At 44.0% G+C, this 17,776-nt stretch carries 12 protein-coding genes; 6 read left to right on the forward strand and 6 right to left on the reverse strand.

Annotated elements, in window-relative coordinates:
• Window positions 1-28 precede the first annotated feature (28 nt).
• A complete protein-coding gene (uxaC, locus tag SJY39_RS16595; protein WP_016784293.1) occupies window positions 29-1,453 on the forward strand; it encodes a glucuronate isomerase in 1,425 nt (474 codons plus the stop codon).
• A 9-nt stretch (window positions 1,454-1,462) separates the two neighbouring features.
• Window positions 1,463-3,469: a heparinase II/III family protein gene (locus tag SJY39_RS16600; protein WP_016793200.1), complete on the forward strand. Its 2,007-nt coding sequence runs from the start codon at window positions 1,463-1,465 to the stop codon at window positions 3,467-3,469.
• 180 nt (window positions 3,470-3,649) lie between these two features.
• On the opposite strand, the gene SJY39_RS16605 is transcribed toward SJY39_RS16600, so the two are convergent.
• Together SJY39_RS16605 and SJY39_RS16610 are read right to left on the reverse strand one after the other, a co-directional pair.
• Window positions 3,650-5,161, reverse strand: coding sequence for a DUF1214 domain-containing protein (locus tag SJY39_RS16605; protein WP_010431355.1), 1,512 nt, complete (start codon window positions 5,159-5,161; stop codon window positions 3,650-3,652).
• Between the two features lie 111 nt (window positions 5,162-5,272).
• Entirely contained in the window at window positions 5,273-6,061 is a 789-nt protein-coding gene (locus SJY39_RS16610; RefSeq protein ID WP_010431353.1) for a hypothetical protein, read from the reverse strand.
• A gap of 129 nt (window positions 6,062-6,190) precedes the next feature.
• Here SJY39_RS16610 and SJY39_RS16615 point away from each other — a divergent pair, with 129 nt between their 5' ends.
• A complete protein-coding gene (locus tag SJY39_RS16615) occupies window positions 6,191-7,117 on the forward strand; it encodes a LysR family transcriptional regulator (protein ID WP_010431350.1) in 927 nt (308 codons plus the stop codon).
• Window positions 7,118-7,391: 274 nt separating this feature from the next.
• Window positions 7,392-7,667, forward strand: coding sequence for a hypothetical protein (locus tag SJY39_RS16620; RefSeq protein WP_010431347.1), 276 nt, complete (start codon window positions 7,392-7,394; stop codon window positions 7,665-7,667).
• A 112-nt stretch (window positions 7,668-7,779) separates the two neighbouring features.
• Here the strand turns inward: SJY39_RS16620 and SJY39_RS16625 are convergent, their stop codons facing one another.
• A complete protein-coding gene (locus SJY39_RS16625) occupies window positions 7,780-10,389 on the reverse strand; it encodes a hybrid sensor histidine kinase/response regulator (protein WP_010431345.1) in 2,610 nt (869 codons plus the stop codon).
• Entirely contained in the window at window positions 10,382-11,617 is a 1,236-nt protein-coding gene (locus SJY39_RS16630; RefSeq protein WP_016767888.1) for an acyl-homoserine-lactone synthase, read from the reverse strand. The genes SJY39_RS16625 and SJY39_RS16630 overlap by 8 nt, the downstream gene beginning before the upstream one ends.
• Window positions 11,618-12,056: 439 nt before the next feature.
• On the opposite strand from SJY39_RS16630, the gene SJY39_RS16635 reads away from it, so the two are divergent.
• Window positions 12,057-14,498, forward strand: a complete 2,442-nt coding sequence (locus SJY39_RS16635; RefSeq protein ID WP_016792246.1) for a M9 family metallopeptidase — start codon at window positions 12,057-12,059, stop codon at window positions 14,496-14,498.
• A 297-nt stretch (window positions 14,499-14,795) separates the two neighbouring features.
• Window positions 14,796-15,170, forward strand: a complete 375-nt coding sequence (locus tag SJY39_RS16640; RefSeq protein WP_010431338.1) for a cystatin domain-containing protein — start codon at window positions 14,796-14,798, stop codon at window positions 15,168-15,170.
• Window positions 15,171-15,334: 164 nt separating this feature from the next.
• On the opposite strand, the gene SJY39_RS16645 is transcribed toward SJY39_RS16640, so the two are convergent.
• Window positions 15,335-15,913 carry a hypothetical protein gene (locus SJY39_RS16645; protein ID WP_010431336.1) on the reverse strand — a complete coding sequence of 193 codons (579 nt, stop codon included), beginning with the start codon at window positions 15,911-15,913 and terminating at the stop codon, window positions 15,335-15,337.
• 209 nt (window positions 15,914-16,122) lie between these two features.
• A complete protein-coding gene (locus tag SJY39_RS16650) occupies window positions 16,123-17,721 on the reverse strand; it encodes an isocitrate lyase (RefSeq protein ID WP_010431334.1) in 1,599 nt (532 codons plus the stop codon).
• Window positions 17,722-17,776 lie beyond the last annotated feature (55 nt).

A 17,776-nucleotide genomic window follows, 5' to 3' on the forward strand; every position in this document is an offset into this window, starting at 1 on the left:
AATACAGTTTTTTATAAGAGTTTGAATTATGTCTTCATACATACATAAAGATTTTCTATTGAAGGGGGACACTGCTAAGCGTTTATATCACGATTACGCGGCAGGGCTTCCCATTATTGATTATCATAACCATTTAGAGGCCAAAGAGATTTATGACAACCATCAATACGACAATATTGCTCAGGCTTGGTTGAGTTGCGATCACTACTTGTGGCGTGCATTACGAAGTAACGGAGTCGATGAGTATTACATCACAGGTGATGCGAGTGATTATGAAAAGTTTCAAAAGTGGTGTGAGACCATGCCGTATCTGATCGGCAATCCGCTGTATCACTGGTGTCACTTGGAGCTTAAGAAATACTTCGGTCTCGATTTACTGCTCAACTCAGAGAATTGCGAGGTTATTTGGCAACACTGTAATCAAAAACTCAGCCAAGAGTCTCACCGATTCCAAAGTCTGCTTAAAGAGAGTCGAGTCGATACCTTGTGCACCACTGATGATCCACTTAGCGATCTGAGCTATCACGATAAACTGAATCGTTCAGGATTTTCTGTACAAGTCTTGCCGACATTTCGTGCTGACAGTCTGATTGAAATAGAGAATCAAAGTAGTTTTCAAAATACACTCAATTCACTGGCGTTCATCACTGACATTAATGTCGTCGATTTTGCAAGCTACGCTCAAGCAATCACGTCTCGTGTGGACTATTTTGCCCAGCATAACTGTCGATTATCTGACTTGGGGTTAAAAGTTGTAGATTTTTCACACTATCACCCTGATGTACTTGATCAAGCTATAGCAAAGGTCAAACGTGGTGATGCGCTGAATAGTGAAGAAATCTCGCAGTTTAAGACGGCCGTTTTTGAAGTGCTTGGCAAGGCTTATCATAAGCATGGTTGGTCGATGCAAATTCATATTGGAGTGTTAATTAATGTGAATAAGCGGCGCTTTGATGATCTAGGTGGCGGTACGGGTTTCAGTGTTATCAGTGACAACCCAATTGCAGAAAACCTGAGTCATTTATTGAGTTTGTTAGATCAAGACCGCCAACTCCCTCAGACTATCGTATATAGCCTTAACCCGAAAGATAGCTCAGTGCTTGGGTCAATCATAGGCGCCTTTCAAGACAGTGATGCGCAGCCAGGTAAAGTCCAGCTTGGTTCTGCGTGGTGGTTTAACGATCATAAGGCAGGTATGGAAAAACAACTTCAAGATCTAGCAAATTTAGGGGCTCTAGGACGCTTTGTCGGAATGTTAACCGACTCTCGCAGCGTATTGTCACTCTCTCGTCATGACTATTTTCGTCGCATTTTATGTAACTTACTCGGTAAGTGGGTCGATGACGGGGAATTACCGAATGATGAGCCTTTGCTTAAACAGAGTGTCGAGAATATCTGTTATCAAAATGCCAAACAATACTTCAATTTTCATCCATCTAAAGATTTAGTATAGGTATCCATTATGCTGCAGTTTACCTCTCAGGAAATGGCGGTCATTCGTCAAAATGCCAGCCAAGAGATAATCGAACAAATTATTCAAGATAATCAGGTTGTGCTTACTTCAGACACTCTCGTTCCACCTGATGCCCGCGCAACATGGAATTTATATTATTTTTGCCCCACGCATGGGGTTCGCTTAAGTTGGGATAGAGACCGACCCACTGAACATGTATGCCCTGTTGATGGCGAGGTGCTTACTGGGGAACCTTATGACGGAGCATGGTGGCGTTGGCTTAATGGGCTCAATTCGAAAGCGTGTAATGACCTAGGCTTGCTTTGGCACATTACTCAAGACCGCAAATACTTCGAAAAAGTTCGTGAGATCTTATTAGGTTATGCTGAATACTACCCGAATTACGAAGAACATGGCGGTATTCCATACAATGGTCCAGGCAAAGCAAACGCGCAGACTCTTTGCGAAGCGAATTGCAATATTGATTTTGCCCGAGGCTATGATTTCGTTAAAGATCAGTTGAATACCGAAGAGCAATTGTTTATTGAACAGCGCTTGTTACGCGAAGGCGCTGAATTCCTGATGCAACATCGAGCTGATCAATTGCATAACCATGAAATGAAAATTTCTGCGACTATTGGTGTGATAGGCTTGATACTTGGTGACCGAAAATTCATCGACTTTGCGGTGAGCACGCCTTATGGCTTGAAGTATCAGTTAGAGTATGGTGTAAAGGGGGAGGGCTTATGGTTTGAAGGTTCTATCCATTATCATTACTACGCTTTACAAGCACTTCTGAATTTCGAAAAAATGGCATGTAAAACAGAGTACTCACTACAATCGGTACCAAACTTCCATACCATGTTGGCGTTCCCGCTCAAGCTACTCATCAATACGGGTGACTTTCCACGTCTGAACGACTGTATTGCGGGTCAAGAGAAGTTAACTCATAGCCACTTGTTCGAATTCGGGTATCGTGAGTTCAGAGACCCTTTATTTGCATCGGCGTTGCAGAGCATCTATCAAGATAAGCCACGCAACAATATCGACGCACTGTTGTACGGTGTTGATGCATTACCTGTGGCAGAGCTGCTCATGTGCCAGTCTATTCATGCAGAACAATCAGGCGTCACGATCATGCACGATCGAGAGCACGATAACATGCTATTAATTAAGCACTCTCCGTATGGTGGTGAGCATGATCACTATGATCGACTAGGGATGATCGTTACTCGAAATGGTAAAGAAATTTTGCCTGACTTGGGAACAACAGGGTACGGTGCTGAACTGCATTATGGGTATTATAAAAATACGGTGACGCACAACACCTTGGCGGTGAATCAGAAGAATCAACCGCCAGCCAACCCTCAGGTGAATACGTTTGTAAAAGAACAGTCCTACGAATGGTTAGACACACAAACAGATTGGTGTGGTGAGTTACCGACGGTCGATAGCCATACTATTGTTCAGTGGGATTTAGCCGCGTACAAAGACGTTGTGTTTCGTCGTCAAATTCTGTGGTTAGGGGATGTGGCGATTGAATTCAATACCGCGGAAAATCCTCACCAACAACAGTTGGATTTGGTCTGGCATATCAGAGGACAACACTGTGCTTTGGCAGAGGCACAAGGTTGCGACAATCCACTAGATGGGCCTTTAGCAAGAATGACGAGTTGCCATGAGATGCCTCTTAAAGCGTCCACTAATTTACGTTATTCGATTGATGGACAAACCGAATTTAATCAGCAGCTGATAACGGATAGTTCAGCGACTCTGTTGTTGGGGTATGCGCCAGACAACCCTGCAACCAGTGATTTAGCTTACACGATTTTGCGTAGCCAAGAAGCGGTTCTTAAAGTTGCCACGGTACATAATTTGACGCAAAACGATGAGGTTCGAGTTTTTGATATCGAGTGGTGCTCGGATGTTATCAGTCTAAGGTTGATAAGAAATGGAGTAGCGCAATCCATTTCAATTAACCAAGAAACGGGTGTTACTTTATTCGTCGCTGATTAACTTGTTAGCTACTTTCCATCGACTCTTCACCTTGGGTTAGGTTCCTAAGACGATTCCCTTAGTTTTTACTATTTAGCCAAAGTAAAAAAGAGGAACCCTGAGGCTCCTCTTTTGTTTTGATCTGTAAGCCTGATAGTTATTTGTGGCGTGAACAGATCATATGTGACTCGCTTTTGATGATCAGTTCACACGCTTGAAGTTAGGCAATAAGGTTTCTGGCTGCTGCGTTACAAACGCTTTACTTGGTGAGTAGGCACGGAAGTAAACAAACCAGTTTTCGTCTTCTCGGGTTTGCACCCAGTTAGCCTCATTCACACCTGCTGGTTTAGTTGGCGAGAAGTGGAAGGTGTAATTACCTTGTGCGTCTTTGACCGTTCCTTCGATGTTTGAACCTACATCGGCACGCTCAATGTCGTTGTCGATGATGGCGCGGTTCTCAACGTTATAAACAGTGATCGTCCAGAACAAATCGGCGAAATTAACATCGCCATCCAACGTCAAAGTATAGTGATTGCTGCCATTAAGCCCATTTGCATTGTCATCACGGTAGTTGTCTAGGTAGATCTGACCCCAACCGCCGTTTTCAAAACCGTGCATGGCAATATCGTTGGTCACCGCTTCATAAAACCAAGCCGCACGTCCATCGAGATCCATACCGTAGTCACGATCTTGGTTCGGAGTCGAAGCGGTTGCTATTTCCCACGAATTACCTTCATTACCGTAAGCTGCGTGTGGCAAGCGTTCCGTTTTGTTGAAGTCGATGTTCTTAACCATAGCTTCACCCATGACGACAGCTTGCTCTAAAATGTCACGCTGCTGAGCTGATGGGGCAAATGCTTCGTCTTTCTCAATACCCAGTGGGCGTAGCATGTCGTGCATCATGCGATCACGCTCTGCTACCGGCTCAGCTTGAATGGCTTCATTCAGCGTATTCCAAAATGCCATGCCTCTTGGGTGTTTGGCATCTTCACCACGCTCAGGGAAGTTTACGCCGTTATCACTCAGTGGCTTACCGTTGAGGTCTGTAATTTTGAGAGCCTCTAAGTCTTTCATACGTTGCTTATCTGACTCTGCCATTAAGCGAACACCGAAGAAAACGTAGTTGGTATCCGATTCAAATACCTTAGCGCCTTTTGGCAGATTACTCGGTGTTTCTGCTCCTTTGGCTTTTACCACGTAGACGCCTGGCTCTGTCATCTGAGAAATACCAATTTGCCACATGGTGTGTACTGCGCCGCGCAATTCATCTGTGGGAATTTCTATAACAACGGGCTCTTTCTCTACGTTAAACCAAGTAATCGCGTAAGGCGTAGAGGTGTTGTAAGTTAAGCCTCCTAGCTTAGATTCGTGAGACTCAACATAAGTAATTTGGCCGTCCTCAGCACCCATATCAGCATAGGCTTGTTTCCATGCGTAGTTTGAAACTAAAGGTACCGACCAAATGTAAGCTTGTGACGCACGCTGATAGTCCATCAGTTCAAACAATTGTGCTGAGCTTTCTTGTGTTGGAATACCGTGAAGAAAGTCGGTTTCGAAAGTGAAGTCTCCCGCGCGTGTTTGAAGAGTTTCTGTTGGGTTATCGTTTCCTGCAATCGCTGTTGCTGAAAACAAGGCCGTTACAGAAACAAGCATCGCTGTCGATCGTAGTGGGCAAGTGAGAGTGCCGGCTATTGCTTTAGATAAAATGTTCATGTTGTGTCCTCAAAAATTCGAAGCTTGTTTTTTTTATTTGAAGCTTCTCGCTGAATTTGAAACCGTTCGTTAGAAATGCTCAGTTAAAACTGCTTTGTTAGAAATGTTTAGTTAAAACTGATAGTTAAATTCGATGCGGTGATCACCGTCTTCGATACTGGTGTTTTCAGTCCAGTTTGCGAAATAACGAACGTTGGCTCTTGGAGTGATCTGATAGCTCGCTGCAAACTCATGTGCGAGTACAGAATCACTGCCCTCAAAGCCAAAATCTTTGAATGTTGAAGACCCCGACATTGTGCCTAAATACATTGGGTTATAGTTCAGCCAAATCTTGTCAGTCAGTTGCATCTTGGCGTACATACCTGCGACGTAGAAAGTACCGTGCATGTTGTAGCGGTCGCGAAGCTGATCGGCGTCGAGATTGCCTCCAGTGCCTTCAACCAATTCTTCACCTGCAGCAACACCGACACCCGCAAGCGGGTAGAAGTTAAACATGCCCATTTGTGGTAATGCTTGAATAAAGCTGTAAGACGCACTGCCTTGGTTGCTATCGAAATCCCAAGACATATCAACCTGAGTGCCTCGGCCGTTAGTTAGGTCTACACCAAAGTTTCTAAAGCGGATGGAATCAATACTGTCGTCTGCATCTCGACCGTTCCAACCAATAGCCTCACCAGCGATACCTTTGATTTCGAACACATTCATGCCCATGGTTGTATCACTACCAGTGTCGTAGGTTTGTCCAACTTTTAGGTTTAAGCCCTTGTCGGTGTAGCCGAAGCCGGCTTGTGTGTAGACCGCCAATGGGTCTGACATATCTTGAACTTCTGTTTCTTCAGCGATAGCACCGCTAGCCAACAAAAGAGGGGTTAGAGAAAGGATCGAACGTTGTAATAACATAGCTGCCTCATAGAGTTATCTCACTACATCCGTGTACTTCGTGAAGGTGGGATAACTATACAAAGTGGACTTTGTTAAGTTAATTCATATAAACTTAACCATTCGTTAAGTAATGCTTTATGGTGTCTCATGAAACTGAACAATGTCGATCTGAACTTATTGAAAGTGTTTGTGGTGGTGTATCAGGAAAAGAGCTTGAGAAAAGCGGCTGAGAAGTTGTTTGTCTCGACACCTGCAGTTAGCCAAAGCATCAAGAAACTTAAAGAATCCTTAGGTGAAGAATTGTTTGTGCTGTCCCATCAGCAGTTTTTACCCACGCCTTATTCGGACGACCTGTATCGGCGCGTTTTTCCGTTATTGGATGGATTGGTCACGGCGATAGAAGAAGGAAAACAGTTTAATCCCGTGGACCTCAGTGAAGATTTTAAAATTGATGCGAATCCTCATGTTCTGCCTTGGTTGACTCCCGCACTGTTTCATCAGCTATCAGTAGAAAGTCCATTTTCAAGACTGATAAGCCATACTAGCTCCCAAAATTCCCTAGAAAGACTTAAGAGTGATGAGATTGATTTTGTCATTCATTTCGAAGCTGAGAATTTGCCTGCTGAGATCATTGCCGTACCTCTCGTGACCTTAAAGTTTGTACTGGCAGTAAGAGAAGGTCATCCTTTCAAGGCGTCCATCGCAACGATTGATGATTTGTTGGCGTTCCCTTTCGCTCATGTTGACCTCGCTTACTTCGACCAAAACAAGCACTCGCGATTGGAAGAGGAAGTCATAAGCCAAGGTAAATCGATTAACATGGCGCTTCGGACGACTTCTATCGTTGGGTTAATTGAAACGATCAAGCACTCTAATATTATCGCCCCTTGTATGCCTCCTGTGATTGAACAACATAAAGGTGTATTGCGCTCAATCGCGATTGAGGGATTGGAAGAGGGAACCGAGGAGATGGAGGTGTTCGCCTATCTTCATAAGAAAAACCAACATTCAGCTAAATACAAATGGCTGCTGGATTTGATTGAAACGGCGATGGCAGAGGCTAATCACCAGTAAGGGCGAGCTTTGTTTTCTACTTTTTAGAGGCCCTAGCCTCTGAATACCTCTTCGATACATGATTCCAACCAGCGCATTTTCGGTTGATTGCGATGTTTACGCCCGATAGTCATGCCTATGTCGCCATTTGGCATGTTGGGCATGTGAGGAAACTGCACAAAGGAAAATTCATTTGAAAGCGAATTGGCCAGTAGCTTTGAGCATGGGAATAATACGTCGCTCTGTTTCACTATAGACAATAAGCTGCCAAGAATGGAGGATTCCAACACCAAACTTGGACTTTGTAGGGCGTGGTGGTTATTACTCTTTGACAACCTATGGTGCGGACGGTTGGATTGATTCTGAGCATTTCTATGCGTCGGGCGAGTCCATGCGTGATAACGGTGATGGCACGGTGTCAGTGACATTTAACTGTGGCTCAGGTGAAGCTTATGATTTTGAAGTGTCTGAAGGCTGGGCGGGAGTGTTGCACTTATATGAGCCAGTCGATGTGGATGAAACTTTGGAGTACATGGAAACGCTGCGTCAGATCGAGATTAAAGAGCTTTAGTATTTCTTCTAATTCCTGAAATATCCCCAAATAAAAATCCCCTCAAGAACCTTTCTTGAGGGGATTTTTTATCAGTCGTTGATTAACTTGTTAGCCATTAGTCATTAGCCATCTACTCTTCACCTTCGGCTTCTTTGGAAGCATTTGACGCCCAGCCTTTATCAAGCCAGTTATCGAGCACGTGTTGCAGTGCATTCAAAGAGGTTGGTTTCTCTAGGCGACCATCCATCAACTGGCTGATCATATCTAACTCGTTCTGTCCTGATTCGCCGGACAAAGCAATGATTGGCGTTTGAGGAGAGCGTGCCTTGATGATTTGGCTTGCGTCAAAACCATTCATTATCGGCATTTGTACGTCCATTAAGATCAAATCGACCTTGTGTGTTTTGAACAGCTCAACGGCGTTCTCACCGTTTTTGGCTTGTAAGCTATTTACACCAAGTCGACTCAGGTACATCTGAACAAGCGTGCGTTGTACTTCTTTATCATCGACGATAAGCACGGTTGGAGCCAAATGGTTTTCTGGGGTTACTGTACTTGTTGGTTCTGAATGTTGCGTTTCCGCTTGGTTATCTGGCTTAACCTTGGCGTTGGTTTTGTTTTCAGTTGCGGTTTGATTACTTTTCCAATCATTGAAGTAAGGCGTACGAAGCGCATCTGCTTTGGGTGCATTTGGCACCACAGGGAAGTAAAGGTGGAATTCTGTAAACTCACCAAGTTTAGAGTGGCATTCAACTTTGCCGCCAAATGAACGCATCACGCGTTGGCAATAACCTAATCCTAGTCCACTACCTCCACTTTTTTGATAAGAGAAGAAGTCATCAAAGATCTTGTGAGCTATGGTTTCGTCAATGCCCGGGCCTGTATCTCGGAAGATCAGAACGTTCTCGTATGATCCGGCTTTAGTGCTGATCTCTATTTGGCTTTCTGGATAAGAATCAAAGTAATAGATCGCATTCCGTATCAGGTTGAAAATGACAAAATTGAACAAGGTTTCATTGAGTTTTACTACAAAATCAGCATGTTGTGGTAAACGAATTCGCTCAATAATCTTCTCATTCTCGAAACCGTATTGGCTTACCGCCTGATCCACCGCTTTGTGAATAGAGGTCATGGTAACGGGACCGTGCTCCGGAGAACTGTCACTGACTTCGCGTAAGATGATATCAATCAGCTGACGCCCACGCTGAATAGCCGCTTGGCCATTCTCGATATCGAGTAATATCTGTTTAGCTGGTGCTTGGTTATCAATATGCTGCTTTAGCACTTCAAAATGTAATTGTACTTGAGCGAGAGGATTACGCATTTCATGAGCAATCGAGTTAGCTAGTGCTCGGCTTTGGCGAATACGACGATCGGCTTCGATGGTACTTTGCACACGAGTTAATAAGGTTTGCAGTGCTAGGATCTCTTCATTAGAGAACATCTGGTCGTTATTCTTGTGTGACGATATCAATAAGTGCGAAACAGACTGGCCTTTGCCGAATAGAGGCATAACCAAGGCGGTGTTATTCGAGCTCATTTTGTCATAAAGCGCCTTGATAGAGCTTTTCGTAGGCTCTGAGTAATCGAGTTCTTCAGAAAGTTCATCGAATAACAATACGGACTTATTGGTTGAAAGGTACTCTTCGTAAAAAGTCTCGTTGTAGTTGCTATTGACGAGGCGCAGTTTGTCTTCTGGTATCTGCAGCAGGTTACCTAAACGACGCATCGCATCATCAATCGAAAGTTTGAAATCGTCTTCCAAAGCAAGGATTTGTTGTACTGGCGTTTTCTTGTTTCTGTAAACCAAGAGGGAGGCGTAGTGGCTCACGCGTTTGTAGAGTACATGCCAAGTAATGCCTATCAGCGCACAGATAGGAATGGCTACTAGCCACTGATTGTCATCGGTCAGTGGGATGAAGATTGCACCGAAAGGTATCACTAGAATCGCGCAGACTAACAGCGCGTTGAGACTCATATAAGCGAGGTATTTCACACTGTAAAAGCGTGAAGTAAGCAGGGCATAACCAACGAACATCATCTCACTAATCGATAAAGCAGGTGGTAGCCAGGTCAGTGAGAAATCACGCATGAAGTAGGTCATGCCAAGGTGAATGGTCGCAGTTGAAAGCATGAAAACTAAGATGCCCGCAATCATGTAATTTGTCTTGGCGAGTATGAGTTTGCTGCTATTGGTTCGCATAGCGACAAGGTTGGTTAAGGTTAGGACAACAAAGCTCACCAGTCCGATAAAGAAGTATGGCGTATGAGGACCAAACTCAATAACGAATTGGCTTGGGCCGGTAATATCGACGTGTTCAACGGTTAATCCTGGACTTAAATTAATAAACAGGGAATAGACAGATGAGCTGACGAAAATGGCTTGTTGCCATAAGTGTACTTTGCCATTGCGTTGCTCGGCTGCGAGCTGACACGAGAAGTAGTAGGCGAAGGCAAACGCAAAGAAAGATGCAAGGTTGGCAAATTTTGCCGCAAACACAGCGGCCGAAGCGCCAAGTTCCGGTAACAACTCAGTATGGAAATAAGCATTGCTACCAATCCAAGCAATGATGCAGACGGAATAAGCAATGTAAGGTACATGATGCGTGCCTGCGATTACTTCTCTTTTTTGTTTAAGGCGATAGCAATAGTAGAGCAACCACATTACGACGATTGCTGCCGTCATTAGGAGCGTTATTGCTTTGGCATAAGCGATCGCCTCTAGGCCGAAATCAAACATGTTCATCTCTTTTTACTGAACTGGATTTATCTACTGAGCTTACTTTTTCTATAGAACTGAGCTTTCTATTGTCCCGCACTGTGCGCTTGTAGCGACGAAAATCGGTGTTATTGAATACTTTGGTCATTACTTCGAAATTCCAGAACCCACGATAAATGGTTGTACCGTCGTCATTCAACTCGCAATATCCAGAATGGAAATACGCTTTGGGATCGGTAGCTTGATAAAATTGGAGCATGAAAGGTTGCTCGATAATAGTGAAGCCGACTTTGTACTCTATTTGATGTAAGGCATTCATCAATTCTTTCTGAGCAAGGTAGAGAAAATAGAGTTTTTGTTGAGTATTGCCACTTACTGTCAAGCGCAACACTTCACACACAGCGTTTTTGTCAGACAATTGTAACTGGAAGTGATTATCAAATTCTACGAGAGAATGACATTTCGGCAGTTTTGGTGGTGTGAAAAGTTGTAATCCTGCTAAATCATCGTAACCCTGCTTAGGTAAACAGTATTGCCATTGTTCATTGCTAAATGGTGGCGCGTAACTTAGCCATGTTTCATTCTTCGACCAATCTTGAATTAAGGCAGATGAGACCAGCGTAGTGTGTACTTCACCAGTTGGATGTTTGAGTAAGACAAAGTGTTTACCTGTTTGTGATAGGTGCAGTAAAGGTAACATTTCAAACCATTTCTCACCTTTGATGAAAACCTCAAGGTTGCATAAAGCAATGGCATCACAGATTGGCATGGCTTGAGGGTGGCTGGGTATTTGTACCACAAGTGAAGAAGCTTCTATCTGTTCAATAATTGCACCGTAATAAGCACTGTCTTTGATAGGTAGTTCTACATGAAGTGTCTCGTTCACATCGATGGGTGCCTTTGCTTTTATCCAGGCAATTTCACATTCACACCAAAAATCTAACCAATGCTTATAACAGTGGCCAACGATGGCTTCCAGCGAAGCCATTTCTATCGACAAAGTGTTTGGATATCGTTGTAGGAGATCGCGGTAGCTCATCAATTCAAATAATACAGATAAGCTTTTGTTTTGATGTTTAGGGAAGAGCGATTCTAATTGGCTTCTGCGATAGTCTGTAATGGTTTGGAAAAGCACAGTACGTTCTTGAGGCAGATAGGCGTTGAGCATGATCTCGATCAGCGTTCGCTGTTTCTTTTCGATAGGCAGACTGCTAGCCAACAGTGAGTCTAAAGACAACTTTAATTTCATGGAGTTAACTTAGCCTAGGTTTATATAATAGTTATTATTTGGTCTGCACGAGTCATGATTTACGAGCACTAATTTTAGTATTGATATGTGGTACGCCACTAACAGGGTAATAGTGACTTTACCTGTGCTCGCACTGTATAAAACATGTTGCACAATTGGGCGCAAGTTTACTACTTGTGCTCGTCCTTAACAATATAGCTTTATCATATCTGTTTTAATTAACATGAAAATAAACTGTCTTACTATCAACAGTTTGTATGTGTTAGTTGTAGTTTTAATATGATCTAATCAGGTGAGCATAAGCTTTTAAATTTATAAAATTATGAAAAATATCTATTTTTTGAACCAATCTCATAAATCATAAGCAACTAGATTCACCTTGATAATCGCAAGGAATATAACGGCGAGCCAAAATATATAATTAACTAATGAGTGTAGTATGTCTCATACCCGTTTATTCCCGCGTCATCGTTTGGCGATCGCTTGCATCCTTGCCAGTGTTTCCAGCTTCTCTTTTGCCGAACATCAATGTGATGTCATTGATCTTCAACAGGCCGCTGATCTTGCTCTTTCTGTCTCTGCTGCAAATAATAGGTGCTATGGATCTTGGTTCTCTGCACCGGAAAATGCATTAAATAATATTTATAGTGAAGCGAGTCTTAGCCGCATTCAAATCGCGCTGAGCTTGGAAGTTGCCGGCTATCGAGGGGAAGAACAACAAGCCCGTAAAATCGAAAACCTTGGTGAGTTTGTTCGTGCCGCTTATTACGTTCGCTATAACGCGCAAGCTGAAGATTTCTCTAAAGCCTTGAGTCAACGTTTTGCTCAATCGACCAATGCTTTTCTTGCGAATACAAATGCATTAGACCAAGGTCGCGAACAAGTCGGGGCAATGAAGAGCCTGACGTTAATGGTCGATAACGTTAAGCAATTGCCACTAACAATGGATGCTCAACTTGCGGCATTACGTCACTTTAATCAAGAAACGGCGCAAGACTCACAATGGGTCGACGGGTTAAACAACCTGTTTCGAGCAATGGCAGGGCACGCAGCTAGAGATGACTTCTACGATTACATGGCGAGCCATACCCAGCACATCGATACGTTGGCGGTATTCGCTCGTGATAACACGTGGGCTTTAGATACTGATGCGAGCTTCCTTGTTTATAACGCCGTGCGTGAAACCGGTCGTTTGCTGGCAAGCCCAGATAAATCAACGAAAGACAAAGCGCTGCGTTTTATGCAGCAAGTGATGGTACAAAACCCACTTGGTAGTGAGCATGACAAGCTTTGGTTAGCGGCGGTTGAGATGATGGGGTATTACGCGCCAGACGGCTTGAATGGATTGGATTTAGAGCAAGCAAAGCGTGATTTATCAATGCGTGTACTTCCCAATCGTCATGAGTGCCAAGGACCTGCGATTATTCGTTCTCAAGATTTAACGCAAGCACAATCACAAGAAGCGTGTGATGTACTCGCGGGGAAAGAGGCGGACTTCCATCAAATAGCGAACACAGGTCAACAACCTGTCGCCGACGATAATAACGAGCGAGTTGAAGTCGCGGTGTTTGGCAGTAAAGGTAGCTACACTGATTACTCTGCATTCTTGTTTGGAAACACCACAGACAACGGTGGTCAGTACTTAGAAGGAAACCCATCAGAAGTGGGTAACGTCGCTCGCTTTGTAGCTTACCGTTACGCTAACGGCGATGACCTTTCAATTCTCAATTTGGAGCATGAGTACACTCACTATCTCGATGCGCGCTTTAACCAATACGGGTCGTTTAACGACAACTTGGCACATGGTTACGTTGTGTGGTGGCTAGAAGGTTTTGCTGAGTTCATGCATTACAAGCAAGGTTACGATGCCGCTGTTGGTTTGATTCGTAGCGGGAAGATGAGTTTGTCGGATGTGCTTGCGACCACTTACTCCCATGATTCTAACCGTATCTACCGATGGGGCTACTTGGCGGTGCGCTTTATGATAGAAGAACATCCTCAAGAGGTACAAAGCTTATTGGCACTGTCTCGTGCTGGCAAATTTTCAGAATGGGCACAACAAGTGAAAGTGCTTGGGCTGCAATACAATGGTGAGTTTGAGCGTTGGCTAGACACTGTTTCAAGTGAACCAACAAAGCCGACTGATCCCACAGAACCGACTGATCCTACAAATCCAACAGACCAAGCCATAGTGCTTGCAGCAAACCAAGGTGTGGTGTTGAGCGGCGAGGCGTACAGTGAGCAGTTGTTCTACGTCGATGTACCAGAGAACACCACGCATTTTGAGGTTTCGATTGAAGGTAGTGCTCTGGGTCAAAGTGATGCAGACCTTTATATGAGTTACAACAAAGAGGCGCATTATTATGATTTCGAGTTCAGCCAATACGGTAACGGCAGTAATGAAGTTGTGACGTTTGAGCCAGAAGCGTCGGGTTACATCCAAACAGGTCGTTACTACATGAGTATAGCAGGGCGCACCGATTTCAATGACGTGAAACTGTTGGCATCGTTAGAAACAGAAACGCTACCACCACCAGCCCAAGAACAAGATGATTTAACACCAATAATCTTCGAGTCAGGTCAGCCACAAATAATTACTGTTCATCAACGCCGCTATGCTGCAGTGTATGTTCCTGAAGGTGTGCAGGAGGTGCGAGTGTGGTTAACGGATAAAAAAGCGACTCAATCAGATACCGGTAATGTCGATCTGTTTGCTAGTCGCTCATATTGGCCAACCGCAGGGAAATACGAGTATACGTCGAACTACACAGGTAGTAATGAATATCTGCAAATTCCGGTGAGCGAGGTGGGTTATTTGCATTTCTTACTCAGCGCAGACTTAGAAGGGGATGATGTTGAGATGTTGGTGTACGTTCACTAAGTAGAGAGCACCAATAAGACGCATTAAGTCAATAGTATTAATAAAAGGGCATCAGCCCAACTAGAAATGACGAAAACGTCCCCCTACCTAAATGGTCTAAATATAAGCTCAATAGCAGAACAAAAAGTCGGGCATAAATGTCCGGCTTTGTTTTTTGACACTGCTCTGTGATTATGGGTTTGGTACACCGTAATTTCTGATGAAGTGATGACATTTGAGGTTTAATCTTGACAGCATATGAAACATTGTTGCGAGTAATTGCTTGTTACTAGAGGCTTGACCTATTAGAGAGGGTTTATGAAAAAAACATTACTGGTTACTTTGGTAGGCGTTGTGGTTTTGGCTGGGTGCAGTCAGAAGGGAGAAGCTATGAACCAATCACAAGAGAATACGAATCCAATCTGTAGCACTCAAAACCTTACCGGTGGTTGGTCGAAAAGTGATATCACGCCTCAGGCAGAGCAAGCTTTAGACGCAGTTCTTGGTCAAATGAACACTGCAGCTGAGCTCAAACAAATTCTGAGTGTTCGTACTCAGGTCGTTGCTGGCTTGAACTATGCTATTGAGTTTGAAATGGATAATGGTGAGGTATGGAATACTATCGTCTATCGTTCGTTACAAGGTGATATCGAGATGATGGAAGTCGCGCAACAAGGCCGTTTGTGCCAATAAACAAGTTTAACAAATTCGGCTGTTAAGTTGGGTTGCACAGCTCAACAAGTGGTTAAAAAAATGGCTCTCAACGGAGCCATTTTTAATGTCAGTAGGAGCGGTTTAAACGTTATTAACTATTAACTAGCTAGTAGTTAATAGTTAGCTGTTATTAGCTAGCTATATTAGTTAGCCAGTTCGGGTTCCGATAACTCTTTCACGCAAGCGCGACTTATGTCTTCATCAATGTATGCCATCCCAAGTTTGTTGAGGTAGTCCATACGATCGGCATTACGTAGTTCTATGTTTGGGCCTTCAATGTTGTTCTCTTGATAGATCTGAGCCAAGTGTTCCATGAACTGCTCTCCAGCACTCATCATTAGTAGGCTCATTGCACCAACGTCAGGCCTTACTTTTTGACGTTGTTTTTCTGGTAGGTTCACTGCTAAAACGACAGGGAGTTCTGTGCCTGCAAAACGAACCGTGCGTTCTCGAACCGTTTGCTGAGCCCAGTAATACGCGAGTTCTTTACTCTGAGTAAGAAAGATAGGTTGAACGGATTCTGTGTAGTCGTTTCCAATAGTCGCCATGGTTTTTAAGGCGGCTTCGGTGAGTGATTTATCGCCAGAGCGTTTTAGCCCTTGACCTTGGATTGAAGCAAGTAAGGCTGAAGATGTACCGTGATACCAAGTATCCCCCGTCGCGAAACCATTTTCTGATAGCAGTGTTTTTGCATCTTGTAAGTGTGTAGGAATTGAAGTCATAGGCACTCTCAATAAATAGGAAAGTCAACGAACGGGAATGTAATTAGCTTAAACAGAAGTTGTTCAGTTAACCGTGGTGTGGAACACAAATCTGAGGCTTTGAGATGAAGCTTATAATAAATACAATCTTCATTTCAAAACCTCCTCCCTCCGAAAACCTAACAGGGAATGGGGAAGGAGGAGATTTTATTGGGGAAAACGGTTAGCGATTAATCAAATTGATTTGATGTATTCGCTTCACCTGCTGCTTTCAATGCATTTTCACCAGCAAAGTATTCTTTGTGGTCATCGCCCATATCTGAACCAGACATATTTTGGTGCTTAACACATGCGATACCTTGGCGAATCTCTTTACGCTGAACATTTGCAACGTAGCCCAACATGCCTTGGTCACCGAAGTACTCTTTTGCAAGGTTGTCGGTAGACAGTGCAGCTGTGTGGTAAGTCGGCAGAGTAATCAAGTGGTGGAAGATACCCGCTTCGCGAGATGCGTCCGCTTGGAATGTACGAATCTTCTCGTCAGCGCTTGCAGACAGTTCCGTTTCGTCGTATTCCGCACTCATTAAGTTTGCACGGTCGTAAGCTGATACATCTTTACCTGCTGCTACCATTGCATCGTACGCTTGCTGACGGAAGTTTAACGTCCAGTTGAATGATGGTGAGTTGTTGTATACCAGTTTAGCGTTAGGATGCACTTCACGTACGCCATCCATCATCTCTTTGATTTGACCTATGTGTGGTTTCTCTGTCTCAATCCAAAGTAGGTCAGCACCCGCGTTGATTGCTTCAATACAATCAAATACACAGCGGTCTTCACCAGTACCTTCACGGAATTGGTACAAGCCAGATGGTAGACGCTTAGGACGAACTAGCTTGCCGTCGCGGTTAAAGCAAACATCACCTTCAGCCATATCTGCAACATCGATCTCTTCAACATCTAGATATGAGTTGTAGATATCGCCTTGGTCGCCTGGCTCTTTCACTACTGCGATTTCTTTTGTCAGACCAGCGCCTTGTGAATCGGTACGAGCAACAATGATGCCGTTGTCGATACCTAGCTCAAGGAATGCGTAACGAAGTGCGCGAAGTTTTGCGTGGAAGTCAGCGTGTGGAACCGTTACTTTACCGTCTTGGTGACCACATTGTTTCTCATCGGCTACTTGGTTTTCGATTTGTAGACAACATGCACCAGCTTCAATCATCTGCTTAGCCATTAGGTAAGTCGCTTCTGCGTTACCGAAACCTGCATCGATATCTGCAATGATTGGTACTACGTGTGTCACGTGGTTGTCGATTTTGTCTTGGATAAGATCCTGTTGATTAACATCGCCGGCTTCACGTGCTGCGTCTAGCTCACGGAATAAACCACCCAGTTCACGTGCATCAGCTTGGCGCAAGAATGTGTATAGTTCTTCTACTAGGCCTGCAACCGATGTTTTCTCATGCATTGATTGGTCTGGAAGTGGACCAAAGTCTGAGCGAAGTGCTGCAACCATCCAACCTGATAGGTATAGGTAGCGTCGGTCTGTTTTACCATCAAAGTGCTTCTTAATAGAAATCAGCTTTTGTTGGCCGATGAAACCATGCCAGCAACCCAGAGACTGAGTGTATTGAGAGCTGTCTTCGTCGTAAGCCGCCATATCCGCACGCATGATATCTGCTGTGTATTGCGCGATATCTAGACCTGTTTTGAATTTGTTTTGAGCTCGCATACGAGCAGCAGATTCAGGGTTAATTGCATCCCATGGTGCACCTGCAGCGCTTTTTGCAACTTCTATCATTTCGATATCTTGTGTAATTTGCGACATAACTATTCCTTAGTTTCACGTGGGGTATGGTAGCCAAATTGGCTTGGATTAAAAC

The organism is Vibrio sp. R78045, from assembly GCF_042466085.1.
Taxonomy (GTDB): domain Bacteria; phylum Pseudomonadota; class Gammaproteobacteria; order Enterobacterales; family Vibrionaceae; genus Vibrio; species Vibrio cyclitrophicus.